Annotated in this window: 25 protein-coding genes; 11 read left to right on the forward strand and 14 right to left on the reverse strand. The window is 64.6% G+C overall.

What is annotated here, in order from left to right; all coding sequences use genetic code 11:
* Positions 1-67 precede the first annotated feature (67 nt).
* Positions 68-3478 carry a response regulator gene (locus J2X54_RS17145; protein WP_310182238.1) on the forward strand — a complete coding sequence of 1137 codons (3411 nt, stop codon included), beginning with the start codon at positions 68-70 and terminating at the stop codon, positions 3476-3478.
* A gap of 4 nt (positions 3479-3482) precedes the next feature.
* On the opposite strand, the gene J2X54_RS17150 is transcribed toward J2X54_RS17145, so the two are convergent.
* The 3 genes from J2X54_RS17150 to J2X54_RS17160 are packed head-to-tail and all read right to left on the reverse strand — an operon-like array spanning position 3483 to position 6380.
* Entirely contained in the window at positions 3483-3638 is a 156-nt protein-coding gene (locus J2X54_RS17150) for a hypothetical protein (RefSeq protein WP_310182239.1), read from the reverse strand.
* A 9-nt stretch (positions 3639-3647) separates the two neighbouring features.
* Entirely contained in the window at positions 3648-5042 is a 1395-nt protein-coding gene (locus J2X54_RS17155) for a pitrilysin family protein (protein ID WP_310182241.1), read from the reverse strand.
* Between the two features lie 15 nt (positions 5043-5057).
* Positions 5058-6380, reverse strand: a complete 1323-nt coding sequence (locus tag J2X54_RS17160; RefSeq protein WP_310182243.1) for a pitrilysin family protein — start codon at positions 6378-6380, stop codon at positions 5058-5060.
* 121 nt (positions 6381-6501) lie between these two features.
* Between J2X54_RS17160 and J2X54_RS17165 the strand changes: the two genes are divergently transcribed.
* Complete coding sequence (locus J2X54_RS17165) at positions 6502-6981, forward strand: acyl-CoA thioesterase (RefSeq protein ID WP_070251716.1); 480 nt, start codon at positions 6502-6504, stop codon at positions 6979-6981.
* A gap of 157 nt (positions 6982-7138) precedes the next feature.
* On the opposite strand, the gene J2X54_RS17170 is transcribed toward J2X54_RS17165, so the two are convergent.
* Both J2X54_RS17170 and gudD read right to left on the reverse strand, forming a co-directional pair.
* Positions 7139-8449 (reverse strand): MFS transporter, encoded by a 1311-nt coding sequence (locus J2X54_RS17170; protein WP_310182245.1) that lies wholly within the window; start codon positions 8447-8449, stop codon positions 7139-7141.
* 42 nt (positions 8450-8491) lie between these two features.
* Positions 8492-9835, reverse strand: coding sequence for a glucarate dehydratase (gene gudD, locus J2X54_RS17175; protein WP_310182247.1), 1344 nt, complete (start codon positions 9833-9835; stop codon positions 8492-8494).
* 140 nt (positions 9836-9975) lie between these two features.
* On the opposite strand from gudD, the gene J2X54_RS17180 reads away from it, so the two are divergent.
* Positions 9976-11031: a LacI family DNA-binding transcriptional regulator gene (locus tag J2X54_RS17180; RefSeq protein ID WP_310182249.1), complete on the forward strand. Its 1056-nt coding sequence runs from the start codon at positions 9976-9978 to the stop codon at positions 11029-11031.
* 14 nt (positions 11032-11045) lie between these two features.
* On the opposite strand, the gene J2X54_RS17185 is transcribed toward J2X54_RS17180, so the two are convergent.
* Positions 11046-11708 carry a fused MFS/spermidine synthase gene (locus J2X54_RS17185; RefSeq protein WP_310182896.1) on the reverse strand — a complete coding sequence of 221 codons (663 nt, stop codon included), beginning with the start codon at positions 11706-11708 and terminating at the stop codon, positions 11046-11048.
* Between the two features lie 203 nt (positions 11709-11911).
* Between J2X54_RS17185 and J2X54_RS17190 the strand changes: the two genes are divergently transcribed.
* From J2X54_RS17190 to J2X54_RS17225, 8 genes are all read left to right on the forward strand, one after another.
* Positions 11912-12187, forward strand: coding sequence for a hypothetical protein (locus tag J2X54_RS17190; protein ID WP_070251721.1), 276 nt, complete (start codon positions 11912-11914; stop codon positions 12185-12187).
* A gap of 13 nt (positions 12188-12200) precedes the next feature.
* Positions 12201-13412, forward strand: coding sequence for a GGDEF domain-containing protein (locus tag J2X54_RS17195; protein WP_310182251.1), 1212 nt, complete (start codon positions 12201-12203; stop codon positions 13410-13412).
* A 177-nt stretch (positions 13413-13589) separates the two neighbouring features.
* Positions 13590-15044, forward strand: a complete 1455-nt coding sequence (locus J2X54_RS17200; RefSeq protein WP_070251723.1) for a Ppx/GppA phosphatase family protein — start codon at positions 13590-13592, stop codon at positions 15042-15044.
* Positions 15045-15137: 93 nt separating this feature from the next.
* Positions 15138-15935, forward strand: coding sequence for a hypothetical protein (locus tag J2X54_RS17205; RefSeq protein WP_310182252.1), 798 nt, complete (start codon positions 15138-15140; stop codon positions 15933-15935).
* A gap of 117 nt (positions 15936-16052) precedes the next feature.
* A complete protein-coding gene (locus J2X54_RS17210) occupies positions 16053-16841 on the forward strand; it encodes a GNAT family N-acetyltransferase (protein ID WP_070251724.1) in 789 nt (262 codons plus the stop codon).
* A gap of 55 nt (positions 16842-16896) precedes the next feature.
* Positions 16897-17715, forward strand: coding sequence for a formate dehydrogenase accessory sulfurtransferase FdhD (fdhD, locus tag J2X54_RS17215; protein WP_070251725.1), 819 nt, complete (start codon positions 16897-16899; stop codon positions 17713-17715).
* 63 nt (positions 17716-17778) lie between these two features.
* Complete coding sequence (locus tag J2X54_RS17220; protein WP_310182253.1) at positions 17779-18246, forward strand: nuclear transport factor 2 family protein; 468 nt, start codon at positions 17779-17781, stop codon at positions 18244-18246.
* 13 nt (positions 18247-18259) lie between these two features.
* The gene (locus tag J2X54_RS17225) at positions 18260-18811 is read left to right on the forward strand and encodes a TetR/AcrR family transcriptional regulator (protein WP_310182256.1); all 552 of its coding nucleotides are present in this window, start codon (positions 18260-18262) and stop codon (positions 18809-18811) included.
* A gap of 15 nt (positions 18812-18826) precedes the next feature.
* On the opposite strand, the gene J2X54_RS17230 is transcribed toward J2X54_RS17225, so the two are convergent.
* From J2X54_RS17230 to J2X54_RS17265, 8 genes are all read right to left on the reverse strand, one after another.
* Positions 18827-20023, reverse strand: a complete 1197-nt coding sequence (locus J2X54_RS17230) for a DUF1501 domain-containing protein (protein ID WP_070251728.1) — start codon at positions 20021-20023, stop codon at positions 18827-18829.
* Positions 20024-20040: 17 nt separating this feature from the next.
* Positions 20041-21609: a DUF1800 domain-containing protein gene (locus J2X54_RS17235; RefSeq protein ID WP_310182259.1), complete on the reverse strand. Its 1569-nt coding sequence runs from the start codon at positions 21607-21609 to the stop codon at positions 20041-20043.
* 230 nt (positions 21610-21839) lie between these two features.
* A complete protein-coding gene (locus tag J2X54_RS17240; RefSeq protein WP_019922076.1) occupies positions 21840-22127 on the reverse strand; it encodes a hypothetical protein in 288 nt (95 codons plus the stop codon).
* A 177-nt stretch (positions 22128-22304) separates the two neighbouring features.
* Positions 22305-22994 (reverse strand): ABC transporter ATP-binding protein, encoded by a 690-nt coding sequence (locus J2X54_RS17245; protein ID WP_310182260.1) that lies wholly within the window; start codon positions 22992-22994, stop codon positions 22305-22307.
* Between the two features lie 23 nt (positions 22995-23017).
* On the reverse strand, positions 23018-23815 hold the full coding sequence (gene phnE / locus J2X54_RS17250) for a phosphonate ABC transporter, permease protein PhnE (protein ID WP_310182261.1): 798 nt from the start codon (positions 23813-23815) through the stop codon (positions 23018-23020).
* A complete protein-coding gene (locus tag J2X54_RS17255; RefSeq protein WP_070251824.1) occupies positions 23812-24591 on the reverse strand; it encodes an ABC transporter permease in 780 nt (259 codons plus the stop codon). The genes phnE and J2X54_RS17255 overlap by 4 nt, the downstream gene beginning before the upstream one ends.
* Before the next feature lie 74 nt (positions 24592-24665).
* On the reverse strand, positions 24666-25511 hold the full coding sequence (locus tag J2X54_RS17260) for an ATP-binding cassette domain-containing protein (protein ID WP_310182262.1): 846 nt from the start codon (positions 25509-25511) through the stop codon (positions 24666-24668).
* Between the two features lie 25 nt (positions 25512-25536).
* On the reverse strand, positions 25537-26412 hold the full coding sequence (locus tag J2X54_RS17265; protein WP_310182264.1) for a putative selenate ABC transporter substrate-binding protein: 876 nt from the start codon (positions 26410-26412) through the stop codon (positions 25537-25539).
* Between the last annotated feature and the right edge of the window lie 14 nt (positions 26413-26426).

The raw sequence follows: 26426 nt of genomic DNA on the forward strand, positions 1-26426 counted from the left end.
GGGGCGTTTTTTTTTGTTGTATCCTTTGTTGTATCCTGGAATTGCCCTCCACACCATTGCGCCGCCCGTGAAAAGAATCGAAACCCTGCAAAAATTCAGGAAACTGTTCGGCGTGCTGGTTGCAGCCGTGGCGGTGGCGCTATTGATACTCGCGGTCGGCCTGGCCCATGTACTCAACCAGAGCAGGCTGCGCTACTACGCCACCGCCGAGGAAACCTCGCGCAACCTCGCCATCACGCTCGAGGGCTTTTTACAGGCGCATTTCCTCGAGGTGGACCTGGCGATGCGGCGCGCCAATACCGAGTTCGCGGCCATGCACACGGCTGGCACCTACACCGACCAGGCCTTCAGCGACTATTTGCGCAGCCTGAAGGAGCGCGTACCGCAGGCGCAGGCAGTGCGCGGGGCCGACGCCGGCGGCCGCGTGATCTTCGGCGACGAGGTCGATGCCGCCCATCCGCAAGACATCAGCATCCGCGAATTCTTCCAGCGCGTGCGCGGCGAGCGCAAGCTGACCTTCGGCTTGCCGGTGAAATCGCGCATTACCGGCCAATGGGTGCTGCCGGTTGCTTACCCGCTCACGCTTGCCGATGGCAGCTTTGGCGGCACCGCCTATGTCACCATCAACAGCGCCACGCTGGACGAATCGTTTGCCGCGCTCAAGATCGGCGCGCATGGCTCGATCGTGCTGCTCGATGCGCACAAGCGCGTGCTGCACCGCTATCCGCAGGTGCCAGGCATGGAGATCGGCAGCGCCATCAAGGTGAACCCGCCCACCCAGGCCATCCTCGACGGCAAGCGCCGGCGCGGCACATTTACCGTGATGAGCGCGCGCGACCAGCTCGAACGCACGCTGAGCATGGAGCAGGTGGGCAATTACCCGGTGTACGTGATCGTCGGCCTGGCCAGCAAGGACTTCCTGGCGCCGTGGTACGGCAAGGAGATTCGCAACGTCGGCATCTTCATGGCGCTGATGCTGGTGCTGGCCGTGGCGCTGCTGATGAGTTTGCGGGTGGGATTGCGCAAGCAGGCGCAGTCGGTGCAGCAGCTGGTGGAGGCCGAAGATGCGCTGCAACAGTCGCTGGTGCGGCTGACCGCGTCCGAGTCGCGCTGGCGCTCGCTGACCGAAGGCCTGCCGCAAATGGTGTGGACCGCGCGCCCCGACCTGCGCCTCGACTTCATGAGCCACCACTGGCAGGAGTTCAGCGGCGTCCCGGCGCAGGAAATGATGGGCGACGGTAACTGGTCGCGGATGATACACCCGGACGACATGGACACCATCGCCGCCGAATGGCGACGCGCCACCCGGCAAGGACGCGAATTTCGGTGCGATGCCCGCCTGCGCCGCCACGACGGCGTGTGGCGCGTGTTCGACCACCATGCGCTGGCGCAGCAGGATGCCCACGGCAACGTGCTCAGCTGGGTAGGCAGTAGCACCGACCGCACCGAATCGCGCGCCGCCCATGAGGCGCTGCTGCTTGCCAAGGAAGAAGCGCTCAAGGCCGGCCTGGCCAAGACCGAGTTCGTGGCCAATATGAGCCACGAGATCCGCTCGCCGATGAACGCCGTGCTGGGCATGCTGCAATTGCTGCAGCAGACCGGCATGAACGAGCGCCAGCAGGATTACGTTGCCAAGGCCGGCTCGGCCGCCCGCGCGTTGCTGGGCCTGCTCAACGACATCCTCGACTTTTCCAAGGTGGAGGCCGGCAAGCTGGCGCTCGACCCGCATCCGTTCCGCTTCGATAAACTGTGGCGCGACCTGGCGGTGATCCTGTCGGCCAACGTGGGCGCCAAGCAGGTGGAAGTGCTGTTCCGCATCGACCCGGCGCTGCCGGCAGCGGCGGTCGGCGACGACCTGCGCCTGCAGCAGATCCTGCTCAACCTGGCCGGCAACGCCATCAAGTTCACCGAGCGCGGCGAAGTGGTGGTGTCGGCGCGGCTGGTGGCGCGCAGCGGCAACCGGCTGGCGGTGTGCTTTGCCATCAGCGATACCGGCATCGGCATCTCGGACGAGCAGCGCCGGCACATCTTCGACGGCTTTTCGCAGGCCGAGGCCTCGACCGCGCGCCGTTACGGCGGCACCGGCCTGGGCCTGGCGATCAGCCAGCGCCTGGTGGCGCTGATGGGCGGCCAGCTGGGCGTGCAGAGCACGGTGGGCAAGGGCAGCGTGTTCGACTTCACGCTGGAATTCGATGCCGGCGCCAGCGTGGCGCCAGCATCGGTGCACGCGCTGGCTGACTTGTCGTGCCTGGTGGTGGACGACAATCCCACTGCGCGCGCGGTGCTGGGCGAAATGGCGACCTCGTTCGGCTGGCGGGTGGACGTGGCGGCAGGCGGCGAACAGGCGCTGGCCATGATCGCCGCCCGGATCGCCGTCAGCCGCGCCTACGACGTGGTGTTCATCGACTGGCGCATGCCCGAGCTCGACGGTTGGGAAACCAGCTGCCGCATCCGCCAGCTGGGCGCCAGCGGCAAGCTGCCGCTGATCGTGATGGTCACCGCCTACGACCGCGAAATGCTGGCCCAGCGCCAGCGGGAATTGTCGCCGGTGCTCGACGGCTTCGTGGTCAAGCCCGTGACTGCCTCGATGCTGTTCGACGCCGTGGCCGACGCCCGCCTCGAGCACCGCGTGCACCGGCCGGCAGTGCCGATGCCTGCCGGCGCGCGCCTGTCAGGCCTGCGGCTGCTGCTGGTGGACGACAATCCTGCCAACCAGCAAGTGGCCAGCGAGTTGCTCAGCAACGACGGCGCCCGCGTGCAGGTGGCCAGTTCAGGCCTGCTGGCGCTGCAGGCGCTCTCCGGCCAGGCGCCGCTGCCGGACCTGATCCTGATGGACATCCAGATGCCGGAAATGGACGGCTATGAAACCACGCAAGCGATCCTGCGCCAGCTGGGCCCGGCGGCGCCCCCGATCGTGGCCATGACCGCCAACGCCATGGCCGCCGACCGCACCGCCGCCCTCAACGCCGGCATGGCCGATCACGTAGGCAAGCCGTTCGACCTGGCGCAGCTGATTGATGTGATCCTGTGTCACGTGGGGCGGGGGCAAGCACAAGGGCCGGCGCTGCCGCTGGTGTCTGCGCTGCCGGTATCGTCGCTGGAGCAGGACGATGGCTTGCCCGGTCCCGGTTCCGGCATTAACAGCGACGCCGCGCTCAAACGCATGGGCGGCCTCAAACCGATCTACCTGATGGCGTTGCGCGGCTTCGACGGCGAGGCGGCGCGACTGGTCGCGCAAATCGACGCCGCCCGCGCGGCGAACGACGTGCAGGCCGCGCTGCCGCCGCTGCACACCCTGAAAGGACTGGCCGGCACCATCGGCGCCGAACGCCTGGAAGCGCTGGCACGGACGGCGGAGGTGGCGTTGAAGAACGAGGTCAGTGAGATGGCTTGGGCGCGGGTGGGGCCGGTATTCGAAGAAATTGCGTCGCTGGAAGAAGAGCTTGCAGCGCTGGTTGGTGAGCTTTCGAGGACCTAGGCGCTCACGTCATCGGCGCGACCGTGGCGCCACCCACGTCGAGACAGGCACGAGGACCCCAGGTGCGCCGGCTTGCGAGCCGGACATCGATCATCGTCATGCCGGCCATGCCGACTGTCGCTACTAACACATCATCGACCAGGATGCGCACAGCCGGCATGACGACCTCCTATTTGGCGACCGGCTGGAAGCCGTCGGTGCCGATTTCGAGCTCGGTCACGTCGCCGTATTTTTTGGCGACGTCGCCGATATCGGCCGCCTTGCCGATCAACACGGTTTGCAAGTTGTTGCGCGGGAAGTGCTTGTTGACCAGCGCCTTGGCGCGCTCAGGGGTGAGGCTGTCGACGTCGCGGGTGAAGTTGTCGATCTGTTCGCGGCCCACGTTGGACGCGTACATATCGCCGAGCAGGCCGGCCAGCTGTTCGCCGGTTTCATAGCGCGGCGGGAACTGGCCCTTGACGTAGGCCTTGGCCGAATCGAGCGTGGCCTTGTCGATGCCCTTGTCCCACAGGCGCTGGTAGGTCTTGTGCGCCAGGGCCAGCGCGTCGCCGGTCTTGGCCGAGGCGGTAAAGCTCGAGATGGCGAAGGTGCCGGTTTGCGACAGCACGCTGAACTGGCTGCTGGCGCCATAGGTCAGGCCCGAGTTGACGCGCAGCTCGTCGTTGAGCCACGACGTGAAGCGGCCGCCGAGGATGGTATTGAGTACTTGCAGCGGCACGTAGTCGGCATCGTTGCGGGCGATGCCGGCGCCGCCGATCAGGAACGTGATCTCGATGGCGTCGGGCTTGTTCACCAGCCACACGCGCGCCTTGTCGGCTTGCACCTTGCCGTTGTCCTGCTGCTGCGGCGCCGGGCCGGTCGCCTTCCAGGCGCCGAACAGCGACTCGATCTGGCGCCGCATTTCGTCCTTCTGGAAGTCGCCCACCACCACGATGGCGGCATTGTCCGGACGGTAGAACTGGCCGTAATAGCGCTGCACGTCGGCCTGTTTCAGCGCGCTGACGCTGCCCACCGTGCCGCTGGCCGGAATGCCGTACGGTGCGTTGCCGAACAACATGGCGCGGTAATAGGTGCCCACCACGTTGCGCGGCGCTTCCTTGGCCTGCTTCAAGCCGATGACCTTGCGCTCGCGCAGCTTGGCCAGTTCGGCGTCGTCGAACGACGGTTGCTGGACGATTTCGGCAAACAGCGGCAGCAGGGCGGCAGCGTCCTTGCGGGCGAAGTTGGCTTGCACCGTGCTGGATTCGGCGCCGGCGCCGCCGGCCAGGCGCGCGCCACGGAAGTCGAACGCCTCGTCGATGGCTTTCTTGTTGCGGGCCCTGGTACCCAGCAGCAGGGCGTCGCCGGTGAGGTTGGACAGGCCGGGCTGGGCAGCGTCGTTGACGGCGCCGGCCTTGACCACCGCGCGCACCGAGATCAGCGGCACTTCGTGGCGTTCCATCAGGTACACGGTCAGGCCGTTGGGCAGCTTGACGGTTTCGAACGCGGGCAGGCGGAATTCAGCGGCCAGCACCGGCGCAACCGCCGCGCCCAGCACCGCGCCCGTCATTACGACGGCTATCATTGTTTTTTTCATCGATCAGTCCTCCTTCGCAGCGAGCACGCCAACGGTGCGCTGCGATTTTTTCAGGTATTTGGCGGCCACGGCCTGGATGTCGGCGGGCGTGAGCTTGGCATAGGCGGCAGGGGCGTCGAACATTTTCTTGTAGTCGCCAAAGAACATCTCGTAGTTGCCCAGCTGCTGGGCCTTGCCGTTGATGGTTTCCTGCTCGCGGTACAGGTTGACCAGCTTCTGGTTGCGTACCTTGTCCAGTTCCTCGGCGGTGACGCCATCCTTGACCACCTTGTCGAGCTCGGCCAGCAGCGCTTTTTCCAGCGTGGCCGGATCGACCTTGGCGGCGGCCACGGCAACCACGTACAGCAGGCCGGGATCGAAGCCTTCGGCGGCATTGGCCGACACTTGCGTGGCCAATTGCTGCTCGACCAGCGCCTTGTACAGGCGCGAGGTCTTGCCGTCGGCCAGCACGCTTTGCAGCACTTCCAGCGCGTAGTAATCGGGGCTGTTGCCGGCCGGGATCTTGTAAGCGATCGCCAGGTTGGGCGAGGTGGCCGATTCCTTGGTCACGAAAATGCGGCGCTCACCGGTTTGCGGCGGCTCCACCGTGCGCACGGCCGGCGGCGGCGCGCCTTTTGGAATCTTGCCGAAGTAGCGCGTGGCCAGTTTTTTCACGTCATCGGCCTTGACGTCGCCGACGATCACCGCCACCGCGTTGTTCGGTGCGTAATACGTCTTGAAGTAGTGTTCCAGGTCTTGCTGGGTCCAGGCCTTGATGTCGGACTCGTGGCCGATCACGGGCCAGGAATACGGGTGGGCCGAGAACGCCACGCCATTGACCGCCTGCTGCAAGGCGCGCATGTTGGAGTTTTCCAGGCCGGTGCTGCGTTCGGACAGCACCACGCCGCGTTCGCTGGCGACCATTTTCGGATCGATGTTCAGGTGCGCGATGCGATCGCTTTCCAGCGTGAAGATGGTCTCCAGCGACGACGCCGGGAACCAGTCCTGGTACACGGTCAGGTCGTTGCTGGTGTAGGCGTTGTTGGAGCCGCCTTTGGCTTCCATGGTGCGATCGAACATTTTCGGGCCGAAGTTCTTCGAGCCGTTGAACATCATGTGTTCAAAGAAGTGCGACAGGCCCGTGATGCCGGGCGCCTCGTTGCGCGAGCCGACTTTCCAGAACGTGTACATATTGGCGTTGGGGATGGTGTGCGATTCGAGCACGATGAACTTCATGCCGTTGGCCAGCGCGAAGGTCTGCACCTCGTTGGCCATGTCGGCTGCCTTGGCTGGCGCGGTGGCGGCCAAGCCGAGCAGGACGCTGGCGGCCAGGACTTTCCATTTCATAAGGGCTCCTTGTATTGAAGCGTAAAGCATACGTTATCTGGCAATATTGTCGTTAATTATTTGCCGACAGCAAGCTTAGCGGCTAGCATGACACTAACCAAAAAAATTGAGGGAGCTGCACATGGAAAAACCGATGGCCTGGGTCGCTCACGAGTTGAGCATGACCGTGCTGATGACACCCGACATGGCCAATTTCTCCGGCAACGTCCACGGCGGCACCATTTTGAAATATCTCGACAGCGTGGCCTACGCCTGCGCCAGCCGCTACTGCGGCAGCTACACGGTGACCTTGTCGGTGGACCAGGTGATGTTTTTGCAACCGATCCACGTGGGCGAGCTGGTGACCTTCCTGGCCTCGATCAACTACACCGGCAACACGTCGATGGAAGTGGGCATCCGGGTCGTCACCGAAAACATCCAGAAGCGCCTGGTGCGCCACGCCAACAGCTGCTACTTCACCATGGTGGCCGTGGACGAACACCGCAAGCCGCTGCCAGTGCCCAAGCTGGTGCTCGAGACCGAAGAACAGAAGCAACGCTGGGAACAAGCGCTGCGCCGCAAACACGCGCGCCAGTCAGTCCACGGCGAACGCAAAAAATAACCCCAGTTCGGGGTCAGTGCCGACATTTGGACACGAACTGAGCCTTATGGCTGTTGGGCTCGTGTCTAAATGTCGGCACTGACCCCGAAGTTAAATGAAAAGCCGAGCTCGCGGTTCGGGCGTTGGCGCAGGGCGTTGCCGTCGAATACGGACGGGTTTATTTCTTCGGGCCCCGCGTCAGGAACACCAGCGCGGCTGCCACCAGCGACGCTGCGGCGAGCCCGTACAACCCGCCCTGGATCGACCCGGTCTTCTGCTCGAGGTAGCCGAAGGTGGCCGGCGCCACGAAGCCGCCCAGGTTGCCCAGCGAGTTGATCAGCGCGATCACGGCAGCGGCGATGCGGGCGTCCAGGTACGCTTGCGGGATTGGCCAGAACAGCGCGGAAGCGGCCTTGAAGCCGATACCGGCAAAGCAGATCGCCACGAACGCGAATACCGGCCCGCCCACGGTGGACATGAACATGCCGGTCGCCGCGATCACCAGCGCAATCGCCACCCACATCTGCTGGCGCTTGAAGCGCGCCGCCAGCGAGGCCAACATATACATGGCCGCGATCGAGATAATCCACGGAATCGAGTTGAACATGCCGATCTGGAAGTCGGTGTAGTGGCCCATCTTCTTGATGATGCTCGGCAGCCAGAATGTGGCGCCGTAAATGGTCAGCTGGATGGCGAAATAGATGAAGCAGAACAGCGCAATGCGGCTGTCGCGCAGCAGCGAGAACATGCTGACGTGGCCGGGTTTCGACTTCTCCCGTTCCTTCTGCTCGGCAGCGATGACGGTTTCCAGTTCATGGCGCTCGGCGTCGGTGAGCCACTTGGCATCGCTCGGTTTCGAGTCCAGGCAGAACCACACCACAAAGCACAGCAATATCGACGCCACGCCTTCGATGATGAACATCCACTGCCAGCCATGCAGGCCGCCGCCCTCGATTTGCAGCAGCGCGCCCGACAGCGGACCGGACACTACCGACGCCAGCGCCGAGCCGCTGAGGAAAATCGCCATCGCCTTGCCGCGCTCGGCGTTGGGCAGCCACTGGGTAAAGTAATACACCACGCCCGGGAAGAAACCGGCCTCGGCCACGCCCAGCAAAAAGCGCATCACGTAGAACGAGGTTTCGCCCTGCACGAAGGCCATGCCGGTGGCGACGATGCCCCAGGTGGCCATGATGCGGGTGAGCCACGCCTTGGCGCCGAAGCGCTGCTGCAGGATGTTGGACGGCACCTCGAACAGCGCGTAGGCCAGGAAGAAAATGCCGGCGCCAAAGCCGAACGCGGCCGCGCCGATGCCCAGGTCCGCTTCCAGGTGCGAACGGACAAAGCCGATGTTGACCCGGTCGATGTAATTGGCAATGAACATCACGACAAATAACGGCAGGATGCGCCACTTGATCTTGCTGACCGCGCTGGCCAGCACGCTCGATGGCGCGCCGCCGGCGGCGGTGGTGGTTGGTAATACTGTACTCATGTTGCAGTCTCCTCAAACTTCCATGGACAGGCCGGAATGCTGTTAGCGCACCAGGCAGGGCTTTTTGTTATCGAATTTCCAGCCCGGAATCAAATACTGCATGGCGACGCCGTCGTCGCGCGCGCCCAGGCCCATGTTCAGGTACAGCTGGTGGCCGGCCTCCAGTGCATCGAGATCGAGTTCCACGCCCAGGCCCGGCGTGGTCGGCACCTGCACCTTGCCGCCGACGATCTGGAACGGGTTGCGGGTCAGGTGCTGGCCGTCCTGCCAGATCCAGTGGGTGTCGATGGCGGTGATCTTGCCCGGTGCGGCCGCTGCCACGTGGGTGAACATGGCTAGCGAGATATCGAAGTGGTTGTTCGAGTGCGACCCCCAGGTCAGGCCCCATTCGTGGCACATCTGCGCCACCCGCACCGACCCCTGCATGGTCCAGAAGTGCGGATCGGCCAGCGGAATGTCGACCGATTGCAGCTGGATCGCATGCTGCATCTCGCGCCAGTCGGTGGCGACCATGTTGGTGGCGGTGAGCAGGCCGGTGGCGCGGCGAAATTCGGCCATCACTTCGCGCCCGCTATAGCCGTTCTCGGCGCCGCACGGGTCTTCGGCGTAGGCCAGCACGTCGTGCTGGTCGCGGCACAGGCGGATCGCGTCTTTCAGGAGCCAGCCGCCGTTGGGGTCGAGCGTGATGCGCGCGGTGGGGAAGCGCTCGTGCAGCGCGGTGACGGCGGCGATCTCATCCTCGCCGCGCAGCACGCCGCCTTTCAGTTTGAAGTCCTGGAAGCCGTAGCGATCGTACGCCGCCTCGGCCAGGCGCACCACGGCTTCCGGCGTCAGCGCCTTTTGATGGCGCAGGCGCAGCCACGCGTCTTCATTGTCGGGATCGGCCGCGTAGGGCAGGTCGGTGTCGTTGCGGTCGCCGATGTAGAACAGGTAACCGAGCATTTCCACCTCGGTGCGCTGCTGGCCGTCGCCGAGCAGGGCAGCGACCGGTACGCCCAGGTGCTGGCCCAGCAGGTCGAGCAGCGACGCTTCGAGCGCGGTGATGGCGTGAATGGCAATGCGCAGGTCGAACGTTTGCAGGCCGCGTCCGCCGGCATCGCGCCCGGAAAACGCCGTGCGGGCCGCATTGAGGATGGCCTTGTAATTGCCGATGCTGTGGCCGATGACCAGTTCTTTCGCATCTTCCAGGGTCTGGCGGATCGCTTCGCCGCCCGGCACTTCGCCGACGCCGGTGTGGCCGGCGCTGTCGGTCAGGATGACGATGTTGCGGGTGAAGTAGGGGCCGTGAGCGCCGCTCAGGTTGAGCAGCATGCTGTCGCGTCCGGCGACTGGAACCACGCGCATGGCGACAATGGTAGGGGAGTCGTAAGTAGTCTGGTTGGCCATGGTATTCCTTGGTTGATCGTGGAAATGATTGCGCTGTCATTCAATGGTAGCGATGTCATTTGCATAGATCAAGCTAAATTTCACAGATTTGCTATTTCAAAAATGATAGAAAATGATGTGTTGCTGTACAATCCACGCTCATGACTATCAAAAATGACCAGTCCGAACTGCGGACCTTGCGTGCCGGCGGCACTGAAATCAGTGTCAGCGGCGCAACGCTGGCCGATGTCGCCAAGGTGGCCGGCGTGTCGCCGATCACCGTGTCGCGCGCGCTCAACCAGCCGCACCTGGTGCGGCCCAATACGCTGGCGCGGGTGCAGCAGGCGGTGCAGCAGACCGGTTACGTGAAAAACATGATGGCCGGCGCGCTGGCGTCCAACCGCAGCAAGCTGGTGTCGCTGGTGATCCCCAGCATTGCCACGCCGATCTTTGCCGAGATGGTGGAAGCGGTCACCGACACGCTCACCCAAGCCGGCTACCAGTTGCTGCTGGGCTTGTCGCGCTACGAACCGTGGCGCGAGGAGGTGCTGGTCGAAACCATTCTCAGCCGTCGCCCGGACGGCATTATCGTTACCGGCACCCTGCATACCGACAACACGCGGCGGCGCCTGGAACTGTCGGGCGTGCCGGTGGTGGAGGCGTGGGACATGGCATCGTCGCCGATCGACATGGGGGTGGGCTTTTCGCACGAGGAAGTGGGTCAGGCCACGGCGCGCCACCTGCTCGAGCGCGGCTACCGGCGCATCGCGATCCTGGCCGTCAACGACCCGCGCGGCGCGCGCCGCAACCAGGGGCTGCAGGCAGAACTGGCGCGCCACGGCGTGGCGGTGGCGGCCGTGCAACTGATGCCGCTGCCCACCACCTTGCAACTGGGCCGCGAAGGCCTGGTGCAACTGCTGGCGCAAGCGCCCGATCTCGATGCGGTGGTGTGCAGTTCCGACACGCTGGCGCATGGCGTGCTGACCGAAGCCGTCAGCCGGGGGCTGGACGTGCCGGGGCAGCTTGCGGTGATCGGCTTTGGCGACCTCAATTTTGCCGCGCACACGTATCCGCCGCTCTCGACCATCCACGTCGATGGCCGCAACATCGGCACGGTGGCAGCGCAACTGCTGCTGGACCGGCTCGACGGCGGCAACCAGGAGCGTCCGCGCGTGATCGATACCGGCTTCGAGCTGATCCACCGCGCCAGTACCTAGCACCTGTCCCTCTTCTAGAGTGGGGCCGTGCGCAGTTTCCAGACGATCCAGCTGGCCCATAGCCGGTTGAGCCACGGTAACGATAGCCGCCGCGCCAGCCGGCGCTGCATCGCCAGCGCCGGCGACGGCTGCGCGCCCTGTACCGCAAACCAGATGCGGTTGTTGCCCGCCACCCCGCGCAGCGTGCAGATCCTGCCGCCGAACGCGTGCCGCAGGCGCCGCAACATGGTGCCGTAAGCGGGGTCGTAACTGAAGATGTTGGTCGCCAGTACGCCGCCCGGGCGCAGCGCGCGGCGGCAGTCGGCGTAGAAGGCGGCGGTGCCCAGCGCCGCCGGCAAGCCGAGCTCGTCGAAGCCGTCCACCAGCAGCACGTCGGCGCTGCCGCGCAGCTGGCGCAGGTAATGCGCGGCATCGGCGTGGATGATGGTCAGGCGCTCGTCGTCGGGGGGAATGGCGAATTGTTCGCGCAGGGCGATCACGTCGGCGCGCAATTCCAGCACCGTGATGCGCGCCTGCGGCAGGTAGCGATGGCAGAACTTGGCCAGCGAGCCACCGCCCAGGCCTACCATCACGATATGCGCGGGCTGCGGCTGGAACAGCGTAAAGCACATCATGGCGCGGCAGTAGGCCAGCACCAGGTGGTCCGGGTGCGACAGCTTCATCTCGCTTTGCACCATGCCCGGACGAAATTCCAGCAGGCGGCGGTTGCCACGCGTGTGGACCTGGGGGCGGGGATCGGGTGGTGTCAAGTGTCTGGAAAATCCGGGATGTCGATTTATAGTAGCATGCGCCCGTCACTTTCATTTACAGAAGGAAAATTTCTATGTAAATTGGCGGGGCACCGCCATGGGCGGATCACAGGTAAAACCGGAGAGCCACGATGTTTTTAGATCACCCCACACTGACCGCCACCAACAGCCTGACCGAACCCGACCGCATCGAGCGCCTGACCCGCGTGTACGGCTACGTGGTGGCGCTGGCCGACCTGTCGGGCAACCAGAGTTTCATTGAAAAAGTGAGCCAGATGCACGACCACAAGGGCACGCTGATCGTGTTCTGGCACGACACTCCGAGCGAAGACGAAAAAGACCTGTTCTCGAAAGGCTGGGCCAGCAAGATGGGCGACGGCACCACCAGCGTCGAACACGAGGTCTGACGTCAGCGCGGTCATGGATATCAAGACGCTGGTCCTGGCGCTGGCGCTGGGCAACCTGAGCCTGTGCGTGGCGCTGTTCTTTTTCGAGCAGTCCGCCGGCGCACCGGCTGGTGCGCGTAGGGTGAACAGCTTGAACGGCATCGGCAGCCCGGGCACCGCCACCTGGGCGCGCGCGCGCCAGTTGCAGGCGCTGGCGTGGGGGCTGGTGTACCTGCGCGGTACGCTGCCCGATTTCCTGACCATCCCACTTGCCAATACCCTGCTGCTGGCCGGATTCGCATTCGATGCGGCGGCGTTGTGGGAGCAGGCCGGGCGGCGCATCTGGCGCCGCTACCTGTTGCCGGTGCTGGTGCTCGCGGTGGCGGCCTTTGTCGGCGCCTGGCTGCTGCAACGCACGCCGTCCGAGCGGCAACTGATTTCTTCGCTGGCGATCGGCTTCTTTGTCGCCGCTGGCGCCGGTGCGCTGGGCCGGGGCTGGACGGCCGGCACATTGCTGCGCCGCTACCTGGTGGTGAGCACGGTGGTGCTGGCGCTGGCAGTGGTGGCACGCGGCCTGCTGGTGCTGCTGCTCCCCAATGGCTGGTCGTGGGTCAGTCCGGAACTGGTGCAAGGCATCGGCCTGGTGGCGCTGTACCTGGTCATGCTGGGCAACGGCTTCGGCTACCTGCTGCTGGTGCGCCAGCGCCTGCAGGGCGAGCTGGAGCGGCTGGAAGTGATCGATCCGCTGACGACCGCGCTGAACCGCCGCGGCTTCCACCAGGCGCTGGCGCCCTGGCTGGCGCTGGCGCGCAGGCCCGGCCAGCCTACTGCGCTGGTGATCGTCGATCTCGACGATTTCAAGCGTGTCAACGACCATTACGGCCACCTGGCCGGCGACCAGGTGCTGGTCGCCATGGCGGACGCCTGCAAGCGCCAGCTGCGCGACAGCGACACCCTCGGCCACCTGGGCGGTGGCGAATTCGCCATCCTGCTGCCGCGTACTGCGGTCGAGGAAGCGCTGCTGGTGGCGGAGCGCGTGCGCGCCGCGCTGGCCGCGCAACCGGTCAAGGCCGAGAAAGCCATCATCAACCTCACCGCCAGCCTGGGCGCGACGACCATGCGCGCCGACGACACCACGGTGGGCCTGTTCCAGCGCGCCGACCAGGCGCTGCGCCAGGCGCGCGCCGCCGGCGGCAACCAGGTGGCTGCGCAGGTCACCGGCAGCGCCGCCGTGCTCGACGCCTGAGTCCCTCGATGTCAGGGCGCCGGCGCCGCGCGCCGGCACCAATTCTTGCACACGGCAGGCGCCGTTGTCATCATGCCGTCACAAGGACGGCATATCGTGATAGCATTTTCAAAATCATCTAAATCGTTTAGTTAAATTTTTCCGCCGGCGTGCGCCGGGCGGGCATGGGTTCTTATTATGTATGCAGCAGTAGACTTGGGTTCCAACAGCTTCCGGCTTCATATCGGCAAGCACGATGGCGATGCGATCCGCGTGCTCAAAAGCGTGCGCGAACCGATCCGCCTGGCCGCCGGCCTCGACGACAAGGGCAACCTGACCCCGGCCGCGATGCAGACCGCGCTGGCCTGCCTGCGCAACTTCCGCGAGGCGCTGGGCAATTACAAGCTCGACGCGGTGCGCGTGGTGGCCACGTCGGCCATGCGGGTGGCGCGCAATGCCGCCGCCTTTTTGCCCGAGGCCGAGCAGGCCATCGGCTATCCGATCGAGATCATCTCCGGCGAAGAAGAGGGGCGCCTGATCTACATGGGCGTGGCCAGCGCGGTGGCGGTGCCCGGCGAGCGGCGGCTGGTGATCGACATCGGCGGCGGCTCCACCGAGCTGATACTGGGGCGCGGCCAGGAAATCGAGCGGGTTGAATCGTTCAGTGTCGGCACGGTCAAGCAAAGCCTGTCGTTCTTTGTCGGCGGCCGGATCGATGGGCCGTCGTTCGAGGCTGCCATCCTGTCGGCACGCAGCCATTTCGAGGATGCCGCGCCGCCGTATCGGCCGCAGTTCTGGAAGCAGTGCTACGGCTCGTCCGGCACCGCGCGCACGATTGCCGACATCATCGTCAAGAACGGCATCGGCAAGGAAGTCAATGCCGAGACGCTGACGGCTCTCAAGCAGCGCTTCATCGAGTTCGGCCACGTGAGCAAGATCGACATGCCCGGCCTGCGGCCCGACCGCGCCAGCACCATCATCGGCGGCCTGGCGATTTTGATCGGCCTGGTGCGCGAGCTGGGCATCCCGCTGGTGCAGCCGATCGAGGCCGGCCTGCGCATGGGCGTGATGTGGGACCTGCACCTGCGCTCGACCAAGCGTGATCGCCGCGAGCAGTCGGTGCAGGCCTGCGTGGAAAAATTCCACGTCGACCAGCGCCGCGCCAACCGCGTGGCCGACGACGCGCTGGCGCTGTACGCCCAAACCAGGCCGTCGTGTGAGATCTACACGCGCCACCTGTACTGGAGCGCGCTGCTGCACGAGGTGGGGCTGGTGGTCTCGCACACCGGTTACCACAAGCATGCGTGCTACATGATCGAAAATGCCGATCTGCCAGGATTTACCACGCGCGAGCAAAAACTCATGAGCCGCCTGGTGGTGGCGCACAAGGGCAACCTGCGCAAGGTGTCGGAGATGATCGAGGAAGTCGATATCGCCAAGGCGGTGGTGGCGTTCCGGCTGGCAGTGCTGTTCATGCACTCGCGTATCGACATCGACTTCAGCCTGGTCAGGCTGCGCATGAAGAGCCGGATCGAACTCGACATCCCGCGCGAATGGGTGGCCGACCATCCTACGCTGTCGTACTGGCTCGAAAAAGAGCAGGAACACTGGGACGACGTAGGCGTCGATTTCACGATCAGGACCACCGGATGATTGCCGGACGAGCCGGTACTTTTGCGAATGCGCAAGCAAAATTCCTGTAAATGATATATATTGTTTATATCGTTGGATAATTTTGGAGCCTGTATGAATAAAACTATTGATGAACAAGTAATCGACAAAGCGCCTTCAGGCAAAGCCCCTGCAAGCAGCACGCCGGCCAAGCCTGCCGAGTCGAAAGTCGAGGCCGCGCCGGTTGCCAAGCCTGCTGTTGCGAAACCAGCCGCCGCAAAACCTGTTGCTGTGAAACCTGCGGCCGCCAAACCTGCGGTTGCCAGGCAAGCTGTCGCCAAGGCCGTTGTGACCAAGCCGGCGGCAGCCGCCAAACCTGCAGCTGCCAAGCCTGCCGTTGTGAAGGCCGTGGCTGCCAAACCTGCCGCCAAGCCAGTCGCCAAAGCCGCCGCTGCCAAGCCAGCCGCCGCAGCGGTTGCCAAAACCGCCGCCAAGCCGGCAGTCAAGGCTACCGCCAAGCCAGCAGTCGCCGCCAAGGCCGCGCCAAAAGCTGCCGCCAAGCCGGCCGCCAAAGCCGCTGCCAAGCCAGCTGCCAAAGCCACACCGAAAGCCGCCGCCAAGCCTGCTGGTAAAGCCGCCAAACCAGCTGCCAAGGCCACCACGAAGCCAGCCGCCAAGGCACCGGCAGCAGCAGCCGGCGCCGACAAGGCCCGCAAGGATAAACTGGTGCGCGACAGCTTCACCATGCCCGAGCAGGAATACGCGGTGCTTGGCCAGGTGAAAAAAGCCTGCCTGAAAGCCGGTATCGAGATCAAGAAAAGCGAGTTGCTGCGCATTGGCGTGGCGCTGATCAGCCAGATCGATCTGGCCACCCTGAAAAAAGTGCTGGCCAGCCTGCCGCAACTGAAAACCGGCCGCCCGAAGAAATCCTGAGAAATACTGTTCTGAATACAACAGATCGGTGCATGTCACGGAAATGACACTTTGCTGTCATTTCCTTGAAGTATTCGATGGTTAGTCTTGCTTCGTCACCCACACAAAGGATGAAGCATGCAAACCTCGATCATTCAAGCTGCGAACCTGCCTTCGGACGTCCGTCCCGCTTCCGGCAAGCTGGTGCTGAGCATGGCCAGTACGCCGGAAGAGCTGCACGAAGTGCAGCGCCTGCGCTACAAAGTCTTCATCGAAACCATGGGCCTGTCCTCGCTCGAGAGCCCCGATGGCCTCGACAGCGACGAATTCGACGCCTATTGCGACCACCTGATCGTGCGCGATGTCGACACCCTCAAAGTCGTTGGTACCTACCGCCTGCTGAGCGCCACCCGCGCCCGCAAGCTGGGCCGCCTGTATTCCGAAGGCGAGTTCGACCTCGGTCGCCTCAATCACCTGCGCGGCCGCATGGTGGAAGCGGGCCGCGCCTGCATCCATCCCGCCTACCGTGGCGGCAGCGTGATCATGTTGCTGTGGTCCGGCCTGGCCGACTACATGCGCCGCGAAAACTGCGACTACCTGATCGGCTGCGCCAGCATCAGCCTGGCCGATGGCGGCCACAATGCCGTCGCCGTCTACCAGCAACTGATCGGCAAGCACCTCGCGCCCCTCGAATATCGCGTCACGCCGCACCTGCCATTTCCGTTCGGTAAGCTCGAAGCGGCGCAAAAGCCGCAAGTGCCGGCGCTGCTCAAGGGCTATATGCGCTCGGGCGCGTGGATTTGCGGCGAACCGGCCTGGGATCCAGACTTCGAAAGCGCCGACCTGTTCCTGATGATGCCGCTGGCAAACCTCGATGCGCGCTATGCCCGCCACTATGGCGTGGCCGGCGAGTCGCTGGCAGCGTAACGCCGGTCAGCAGTGCGGGTTACAATCGAGCCTCGTACGATTTAGTGGGGCGGCAATGAAACTCGACCAGGAAACAGAACGCAGCGGCATCCAGCAACGCCCGGTGCTGCGCCATCGCGGCACCACGTCCGCCGGCGCCACCGCCACCACCGACCAGGTGGCCGAGGAACTGCCGGTGGCGCTTGTCTTCAATGGCATTTCGCACGCGGTGATGATGGTCACGCCGCGCGACCTGCAGGCGTTCGCGATGGGCTTCGCGCTCACCGAAGGCCTGGTGGGCAAACGGTCCGACGTGTTCGATATCGAAGTGCAGGAGCACGCGCGCAGCGTGGAGGTGGCGCTCACCATCGCGCAGGAGGACTTCATGCTGCTCAAGCAGCAGCGGCGCTCGATGGCGGGACGCAGCGGTTGCGGCGTGTGCGGCGTGGAAAGCCTGGAGCTGATCGACGTGGCGCCGCCGCGCATCGACGCCGCGCCGCTGCACGATGCCGACGCGCTGGCGCCGGCGATTGCCCGCGCCGCCGCCGCCCTGGGCGAGCACCAGCACCTGATGCGCGCCACCGGCGGCGTCCACGCCGCTGCCTGGTGCGACGCCAGCGGCAATGTGCTGCGCGTGTGCGAAGACGTGGGCCGCCACAACGCCATGGACAAGTTGATCGGCTACCTGGCGTTCGAGCGGGTGGACATGACGCAGGGCTTCGTGTTCATGTCGAGCCGCGCCAGCTATGAACTGGTGCGCAAGGCTGCGCGCCTGAACATCCCCATGCTGGCCACCATCTCGGCGCCCAGCACCCTGGCCATCGATGTCGCCCTGGCAGCCGGCATCAAGCTGGTGAGCTTTTGCCGCAAGGACGACTGCGTCGAATACACCTGACGCGAAGGAACGCCGAAAATAGTGCTAGAATGTTTGTACCGATTGGTACAAACAAGGAAAATTATGGCCCGCCCACCGCTGCCGCCGTTCGACCACGCCTCGGCCACGCTCAAAGTCCGCCTGGCCGAGGATGGTTGGAATACCCGCAACGCCGAACAAGTATCGCTGGCCTATACCCACGACTGCTACTGGCGTAACCGCGCCGAATTCGTCACCGGCCGCGCCGACATCGTGGCGCTGCTCCAGCGCAAATGGACGCGCGAACTCGATTACCGCCTGATCAAGGAATTATGGGCGTTCGAAGGCAACCGCATCGCCGTGCGGTTCGCCTACGAATACCATGACGATTCCGGTCAGTGGTACCGCGCCTACGGCAACGAGAACTGGGAGTTTGCTGCCGATGGCCTGATGCAGCGGCGCCTGGCCAGCATCAACGAAGCGCCCATTGCTGCCGCCGACCGCAGGTTCCATTGGGACGCCAGCGCGCCCCGGCCGCAAGACCATCCAGGCCTGTCCGAACTGGGTTTCTAGGGTGGCGCGCGCCATGGCCAGCCGCGACGAGGTCGTCGCTCGGCTGGCAGAAGTGTTTCGCACCCATGGTTACGAAGGGGCCAGCCTGGCGCGCATTGGCGCCGGCACGGGACTGGGCAAGGGCAGCATGTACAACTTTTTCCCGGGCGGGAAAGAGGAGATGGCGCAGGCGGTTATGGCGCACATCGATGCCTGGTTTCGCAGCGAGGTTTTCAATCCCCTGCGTGCGACAGACGACAGCGCAGCAGGCGTGGCGCGCATGCTCGACGCCGTGGAGCTTTACTTCAGGTCCGGGCGCAGCGTGTGTCTGCTGGGCGTGTTCGCGCTCGGTTACGAACGTGACTTGTTCGCGCAGACCATACGCGCTTACTTTGCGGAGTGGATCGCTGCGCTGGCCGCCGCGCTGCAACGCGGCGGGCATGTCCCCACCGAAGCCGTTGCCCTGGCCGAGGAAACCGTCGGCACCATCCAGGGCGCGCTGGTGCTGGCGCGGGCGGCCGACGAAGCGGCATTGTTCACCCGCGCCATGGCGCGCCTGCGCCTGCGACTCGGTTCAGTACCTTGAGGCCGTGATCCCGCCTCACACCAGGCCGATATCGCGCCCCTTGGTGCCGAATATGGTTTCCACCTGGCCGCTGTTGAGACCATACATGCGCGCCAGCAGGCCGCCGAACATGGCGCGGTATTCGTTCAGTACCGGGTAGTCGCGGTTCTGGAACAGGGTTTTCTGTTCCAGCGCGATCTGCTCGCCGCGTACCGCGTTGCCGCGTACGCCGCCGCCCAGCACCCAGTACACCGAGCCGTGACCGTGGTCGGTGCCGCGATTGCCGTTCTCGCGGAAGGTGCGGCCAAATTCGCTGACCACCACCACCACCGTGTCCTTCCATTCCGGTCCCATCTCCTGGGCAAAGCCGGCTAGGCCGCGTCCCAGTTCGTCGAGGCGGCCAGCCAGGTAGCCGGTGCCGTTGCCCTGGCCGACGTGGGTATCCCAGCCGCCCACGTCGACGAAGCCGATATTGTATTTCTCCTTCATCAGCTTGGCGATGCGGCGCGCTTCGAGTTCGAAGCCCTTGGCGGTAATGGCGTTGCGGTTGGCCGCATCCATTTCGCCGATCATCTGTTTCATCACGTCTTCGCGCACGACGAAGCCTTCGCGCACCTGCGCGGCCAGCGGGCTGCCGTCGTACATGGCGGCGATCATGCGCGCCTGGCGCGCATCGACCTGCGGCTTGGCGATCGAGCGCAGCGCCATGTTGGGCAACTGCGCCGTGCCCTGCATGATCAAAGGCAGCTGGTCGGTAAACGAGATCGCGCTGGCCCGGTCGGTATTGAGCGTGGTGGCCAGCCGGTTCAGGAAGCCGGAGCGGAAGTTGCGCGTGCCTTGCAGCGGTTGTCCGAGTTCGATGCTGTCCTGGGTTTCGAAGTGGCTGCGCGAGAGGTCCTCGGTGCCGGCGAACGGCACGAAGGCCGCCTCGCCGCTGGTAAACAGCGGGTAGATGGTGTCGCGCAGGGCCGGGTGCAGGCCCCAGTCGGCATTGATGGCCAGCGCCGATTTGAGATCGTCGGACGGCTTGGGGATGGCGATATTGGGGCGCACCTGGTAGTAATAGTCGCTGGAGACCGGCACCAGCAGGCTGGCCGCATCGTAGCCGCCGCGCATGAACACGAACAGCAGGCGCGTCTTGCTGGCCGGCGCGGCCCACAGGTTGCCGGCGGCGGCGGAGCTGGCTGCAATCGGCAGCGCAGCCAGGGATTTGAGCAGGGTGCGACGTTCCATGATGGTCTCCTTCTATCTTAGCGGTGCATCAGTTCCGGTGACGACAGCAGCAGGGTATTCCACTCCTGCGGCGAGTTGGCCTGTTCCAGCGCCTGGCGGGTCTTCGGCGCCAGCGTTGACTGCAAGGTCTGGTAAAAGAAGGCGCTGGCCAGTTGCGGGAACGCGGCCCGCTCCTGCGGCTGCGGTCCCTCGGCCTTGAACAGGCCGGCGTTGCCCGAGCCGATGGCCTTGGCGATCTCGAAGCGGGTGGTCATCTGGCCCGGGCTGGCCCAGCCGGGCTGAGTGAGCGCGTAACCGTCCGGCGTCTGGCGACCGTACAGGGGCTGGGCCATGCGGTTGAGCCACCCCAGCATCGGCGCCGTGTTGAGCACTACCTTGTCGTCGTACGTCAGGCGCACGGCCGAGACCACGTAATGCACCGGGTCCTTGAATTTTTTACCCAGCGACTGGGCGAATTCGGGCGACGTGAGCATGCTGCGCATCACGGCCGCAATGTCGCCATCGGATGACTGGAACACCGCCGCCATGCGGGCCACCAGCGCCGGTGTCGGTTCGTCGGCAACGAAATACGTGGCCAGCTTGCGGCTGATGAAGCGTGCCGTGGCCGGGCTGCGGCACAGGCGGTCGAGCGCCTCGTCCACCTCGGCCAGGCCGCGCCCCTTGACCGGCTGGCCAAGGAACTGCTTGTCGCCGTAGTCGTGGCGGTTGGGATTGAACTCGAACAGGCCGCTGCGTACGTACTGCGACTGCAATTCCTTTTTGACCTTTGGTGCGGTGTCGGTCAGGTTGACGCCCACGCCGGTGAGGATGCGCGCCAGTTCCTGCACGTCGCGCTGGCTGTAGCCGCCGTCCACGCCCAGCGTGTGCAGCTCCATCAGCTCGCGCGCATAGTTTTCGTTGATGCGGTTGGCGGCGTTCTGTTCGTTGTCGAGGTAGCGGATCATGGCCGGGTGGCGCAGGGTGGCGCCCAGCAGGTCGCGGAACTTGCCCAGCGCGTGCGGCCGGATCGCGGTTTCCTCGTAGTCTCCCACCAGTACGCGCAGGTTGCTTTTGCCCGAGTGGACATTGAAATGGTTCATCCAGAACCACGTCATCTGCTCCTGCAACTGGTTCGGTGAATACAGGTCGCGCAGCAGCGAGCGGGTGGCCGCCTCGCGCGCCAGGTTGTTCATGGCCTGCTGGTAGGCCTTTTGCGCGGTCTTCTTGTCCTCGTCGTCGGCGATCTTGTCGGCATCCTTGCGCTGCCGTTCGAGGTCGGCCACCAGGAATGGTAGGGGCGTCTTGGAAATGGCCAGGTTGTCGATCTGGGCCTGGGCGGCGGCCGGCAGCGGCGCCGGGGCCGGGTGCAGCTGGCGTTCGAGCCAGGCTTCGTAGCCCAGGGTTTGCGCCTGCTGCCAGGTGCCCTGGTTGACGCCCCAGCTCACGCGGTTGACGGCGGCGGGCAGTTGCGCCGGTGCGATGGCGGCTGGCGCGTTGTTTGCTGTGCCGTCGCCGCTGCCGGTGCTGGCGCAACCAGCGAGCAGGGTCGCCGTGCCAGCGAAGAGTGCGATCGTCAAGGTACGAAGCTGAAGTGGCTTGGCTTGCATGGCATCCCCCGGAAACGATAATTACAGTAGAGTATGCCAATTCGAAGGCAGCGCTATATTTGTTTTGTGTAGAGTGAAACAGGATGTTACCGGGAGGCAGAACTGCTGAGGGGTGTGGCGGGAGAGGAGGGTAATGCAGCTGTCAGCGGGGTTTGGGCTGAAGCATGATCGCATTGGGGGCGCCGGTTACCGCATGCCGGCGCCTGGCATGGCAAGATCAGCTAGGCTGGTCAGTGCATTGAGGCGGTCGACAGATCTTTCAGTTCACGGATGCTGATATCTGACTTCTCGTGCATCCGCAACAAAATCGTGGCACCCACTGCCAGCTTGCGATGGCGAATTTTGCTGATGATCGGCGGCTGAACTTCCAAAACGCGGCACAACTCTGCATCGTTTTTAAGGTTCATCTTTTCGATCAAAGTATCGAGTAACTTGTTCGGAACAAAACTGGAAGGTTCCAGCGCCCGAGCACGATTCATCGCTTCGATCAGTTCCATCTTTTTTTGCCTTACGTTCATTTTTCGCTCCTCCTTAGCTTAAACGTGAAGAAATGACGTCTTCCCAGCAAGGCTAGCGCTCACACTATTGCTTTGAATGTGGAGCGCTACTCAACATTCTTGATAACCGTGCAAGTTAGTTCAAATCATACTCCTTTGTGACTAACACTGCAGCGTTTAACAATTGAATTATCTTGTTTATTGCTCAAATGGCTGGACAAATGTTGTTTCCTGTATGCCGCATTTCGATAGTTGTAGGATTTTGTCTGTCATTTCGGCGGCGATGTGCGAATGTGTGACCATGATGGCGCAAGCGCCGGTCGCCTTGATCTCGCGGCGGAGCAATTCCAGGATGCCCTGGGCGGTGTCGGGGTCGAGGTTGCCGGTGGGCTCGTCGGCCAGCACCAGGGCCGGACGGTGCGCCAGCGCGCGGGCAATCGCCACGCGCTGCATCTCGCCGCCGGACAGTTGATGGGGGAAGTCGTTGCCGCGTCCGCCCAGTCCCACGGCGTCGAGCATCTCGGCCGCGCGCGCGACCGGCAGGCCGTTGAGCAAGAGCGGCAGCGCCACGTTTTGCAGCAGCGTCAGGTGCGGTAGCACGTGAAAGGCCTGGAAGATGAAACCCATGCGCGCGCGGCGCAAACGGGTGGCGGCGTCGTCGTCCAGGCCCGCCATCGGCACGCCGTCGATGATGATGGAGGAACCGTCTGCGGCGTCTGGTGTATCGAGGCCGGCGACCAGGTTCAGTAGCGTGGACTTGCCCACGCCCGAGTCTCCCATGATGGCGACGAATTCGCCCGCCCTGAAGGTCCACGACAGGTTGGCCAGCACCGGGCGGCCGTTGTAGGACTTGGACAGGTTGCGCAGTTCGAGCAGTGGCGTGGACATGAAAACCTAACGGGGTGAGTGGACTATCGTGTGAGGGCGCGCCGCAGCGCGTAACTGGCGGCGTCCACCACGGCGACCAGCACCAGCATGGCGATGATGACGGTGGCCGCCTGCTGCATCTGGAACAGCGACAGGTGGTATTTAAGCATTTGTCCGAGGCCGCCGGCGCCTACCACGCCCAGGATGGCCGCGGCGCGGATATTGTTCTCCCAGCGGTACAGCGTGTACGACAGCATTTGCGGCAGCGTTTGCGGCAGCGTGGCGTAGAAAAACGCCGCAGCGGCGGTGGCGCCGTTGGTGCGCAGCGTTTGCTCTGGCCCCGGTGCGGCGTTTTCCAGCGCATCGGCAAACAGCCGGCCCAGTACCCCGGCCGTGTGCGCGGCCAGCGCCAGCGTGCCGCCGAACGGCCCCAGGCCGGCCGCGATCAGGAGGATCGAAGCCCACACCAGTTCCGGTATCGAGCGCAGCACGTTGAGCAGGGCGCGCACCAGCACGCGCGGCGCCTGGCCCAGCCGGCCCGACGCCGGCAGCGCCAGCGCCAGCCCGGCGATCACCGCCAGCAGCGTGCCGAGCGCCGACATCGACATGGTCTCCAGCGTGGCCCACGCGGTCTTGACCAGGAACGGCGTCGACGTCTCGGGCGGGGCGAAGCCGGCCAGCAGTTCGGCAGCGCTGTTGATGGCGTCGAACGTGAAAAAGTCGCGCCACTTGAGCGGCAGCGAGGCGAAACTGGCCACCACCAGGGCGACCAGCAGCACCGTCAGCGCGATGATGGTCCAGTCGCGCGGCGGCGGCTTGGGCATGTGGGAATGCTGATTCATCCGAGCCGCCTGCGCAAGATCCTGGAGAACAGGTCGGCCAGCGCGACCAGCAGCACGAACACCAGCAGCATCGACGACACTTCGGCGCCGGCCATCATCTTCATCGATTCGTCCATCCGCTGCCCCAGGCCGCCGGCGCCCACGAAGCCCATTACCACCGAGCCCCGAATCGCGCATTCCCAGCGATACACGGTGTACGACATCAGTTCGGAGGCCGATTCCGGCAGCGCGCCGTACAACAGCGCAGCGAGCCTGCCGCTGCCGTTGGTCAGCAGGGTGTCAGTGCTGTGGGTGTCCGATGATTCGAGAATCTCGGCATAGACCTTGCCCAGCATGCCGCAGTAGGTGAGGGCAATGGCCAGCACCCCGGCCGTGGGGCCGAAGCCGATGATGCGCACGAACAGCAGCGCCCAGACCAGTTCCGGCACGCTGCGCAGCAGGATCAACAGCCAGCGCACGCCCTGGCGCAGCAGGCGCGCGGGCAGGCGCGTGCGGCCGGTGCCGAGCGCCGAGATCGACAGACGGTCGGTGATGATGAGGGTAGCGGGAATGGCCACCACCAGCGCCAGCGCCAGGCCGGCGGTGGCAATGGCCACGGTTTGCCAGGTTTCGCGCAGCAGCAGTTGCAGGAACTCGGGGCTGTGCGCGGGCACCAGGAAGTCGGACAGGAAGCGGCCGGTGGCGGCCAGGCTTTGCCAGTCCCACAGTATCCACGGCTTGAATTCGCTCAGGACCAGCATTGGCCAAAGGATGGCAAGCGCCAGCAGGCAGGCCATGACGCGGCCGCGCCACGCCGGGTCGCGGTGCAGATGGGCGGGCAACTGCACCGACACGGGGCGGGCCGTCGCGGTCACAGGCAGGCGCCGGCGCCGGGTTTGACCAGCATGGCCTGCGGCTCCAACGGCGCTGCCGGCGCCGGCGTGGTGGATTCGCCCTGGTACAGTTCGGCGATCATCTGCGGCGTGACCTGCGCGCGCGGCAGATCGAAGACGATGCAGCCGGCGCGCAGCGCGACGATGCGCGGAAAATGCGCCAGCGCCAGCTCCACCTGGTGCAGGCTGCACACCAGGGTGGCGTTGCGGGCGGCCGCTTCTTCGCGCAACGTCGTGAGGGTGAGTTCGGACAGCACCGGGTCGAGCGCGGACAGCGGCTCGTCCACCAGCAGCGCTTCGGCCGGTGCGAGCAGCAGGCGCGCCAGGCCGCAGCGCTGGCGTTCGCCGCCCGACAGGCGGTCCACGCGCGAGTAAAGTTTATCGCCGAGGTTAAAGCGCGACAGCGCCTGCCACGCCGCCTGCGGATCGGCCGGTTTGAACAGCGAGGCCAGTGCGCGCCAGATGCTCCACTGCGGCAGGTGCGCGGCCAGCACCGCCGTCACCACGCGCTGGCGCGGCGGCAGCGGCGGCGTTTGCGGCGCCAGGAACAGGCGCGCGCGCAGCCGGTGGCGCGCAGCATTGCCGAGCGCCCACGGGTCTTGGTCGAAGATGGTAAAAGTGCCCCCATAGGGCTGCTGCGCACACGCCAGGGTGGCCAGCAAGGTGGTCTTGCCGGCGCCCGAGGGGCCGATCAATGCCAGTTGCTCCCCCTGTTCGATGGTGAGCGAGAGATCGCGCAGTGCGGGCAGGGGGTCGCCTGTTGGCGCACCTGACGAGGCGCCGCGATGGCGCACCGTCAGGCGGTGCAAATGGTAGGTCGGCATGCAGGACTGTGTGGATGGCTGCGGATTACTTCTTCAGCAGGCCGGCGTTTTGCGCGGCAGCTTCGATGGCGGTGTAGTTTTCAGCCCTGGTCGGGATGAACTTCGATGCGCGTTGCAGGTCCATGATCACCTTGTCCTGCGGGTTCTTCGGATCGAGCGCCAGGAAGGCATCGGTCAGCTTCTTCTTGAGGTCCGCGTTCATGTCGGTACGCACGCTCCAGTTGTAGTCGTAGTAGCCAGGCGTGGTGTAGAACACGCGCACCACGGCCGGGTCGACCTTTTTCTCGGCGACCAGTTTTTCCCAGACCGAGATATTCAGGGCGCCCGCATCGACCTTGCCGCCGGCAACCGCTGCCACGGTGGAGTCGTGCTGGCCGGAGAAGGCGATGCGCTTCAAGTCGGTGTCGGGATTGATCTTGGCGGCCAGCATGAACGAGCGTGGCATCAGGTGGCCCGACGTGGAAGATTCCGAACCGAAGGTGAACGTATGGCCTTTCAGGTCTTCGAGTTTATTGATGTCTTTCTGGGTGGTGATGAACACCGAGCGGAATTTTTCATCTTCGGCGCGCTGCACCAGCGGCGTCACCTGGTTCTTGCTGCGTTCTTTCGCTTGCACGAAGGTGAAGCCGCCGAACCACACCATGTCCACCTTCTTGTTGATCAGCGCTTCGACCGAGGCGGCGTAGTCGGTCACCGGGGTGAATTCCACCTTCATGCCGATTTTCTTTTCCAGGTAGTCGCCCAGCGGCTTGAACTTGCGCTGCAGTTCGGTCGGGGATTCATCCGGAATCGCGGACACGCGGAACACGCCATTGGCCGATTGCGCTTGGGCAAAGGCGGCGGTAACCAGCAGGCCGGCGGCCAGCACCGATTTAATGGTGCTCAAGGAAGAAAATTTCATGTGGAAAGGCCTAT

It is taken from the genome of Duganella sp. 3397 (assembly GCF_031456625.1).
GTDB lineage: Bacteria > Pseudomonadota > Gammaproteobacteria > Burkholderiales > Burkholderiaceae_D > Rugamonas > Rugamonas phyllosphaerae.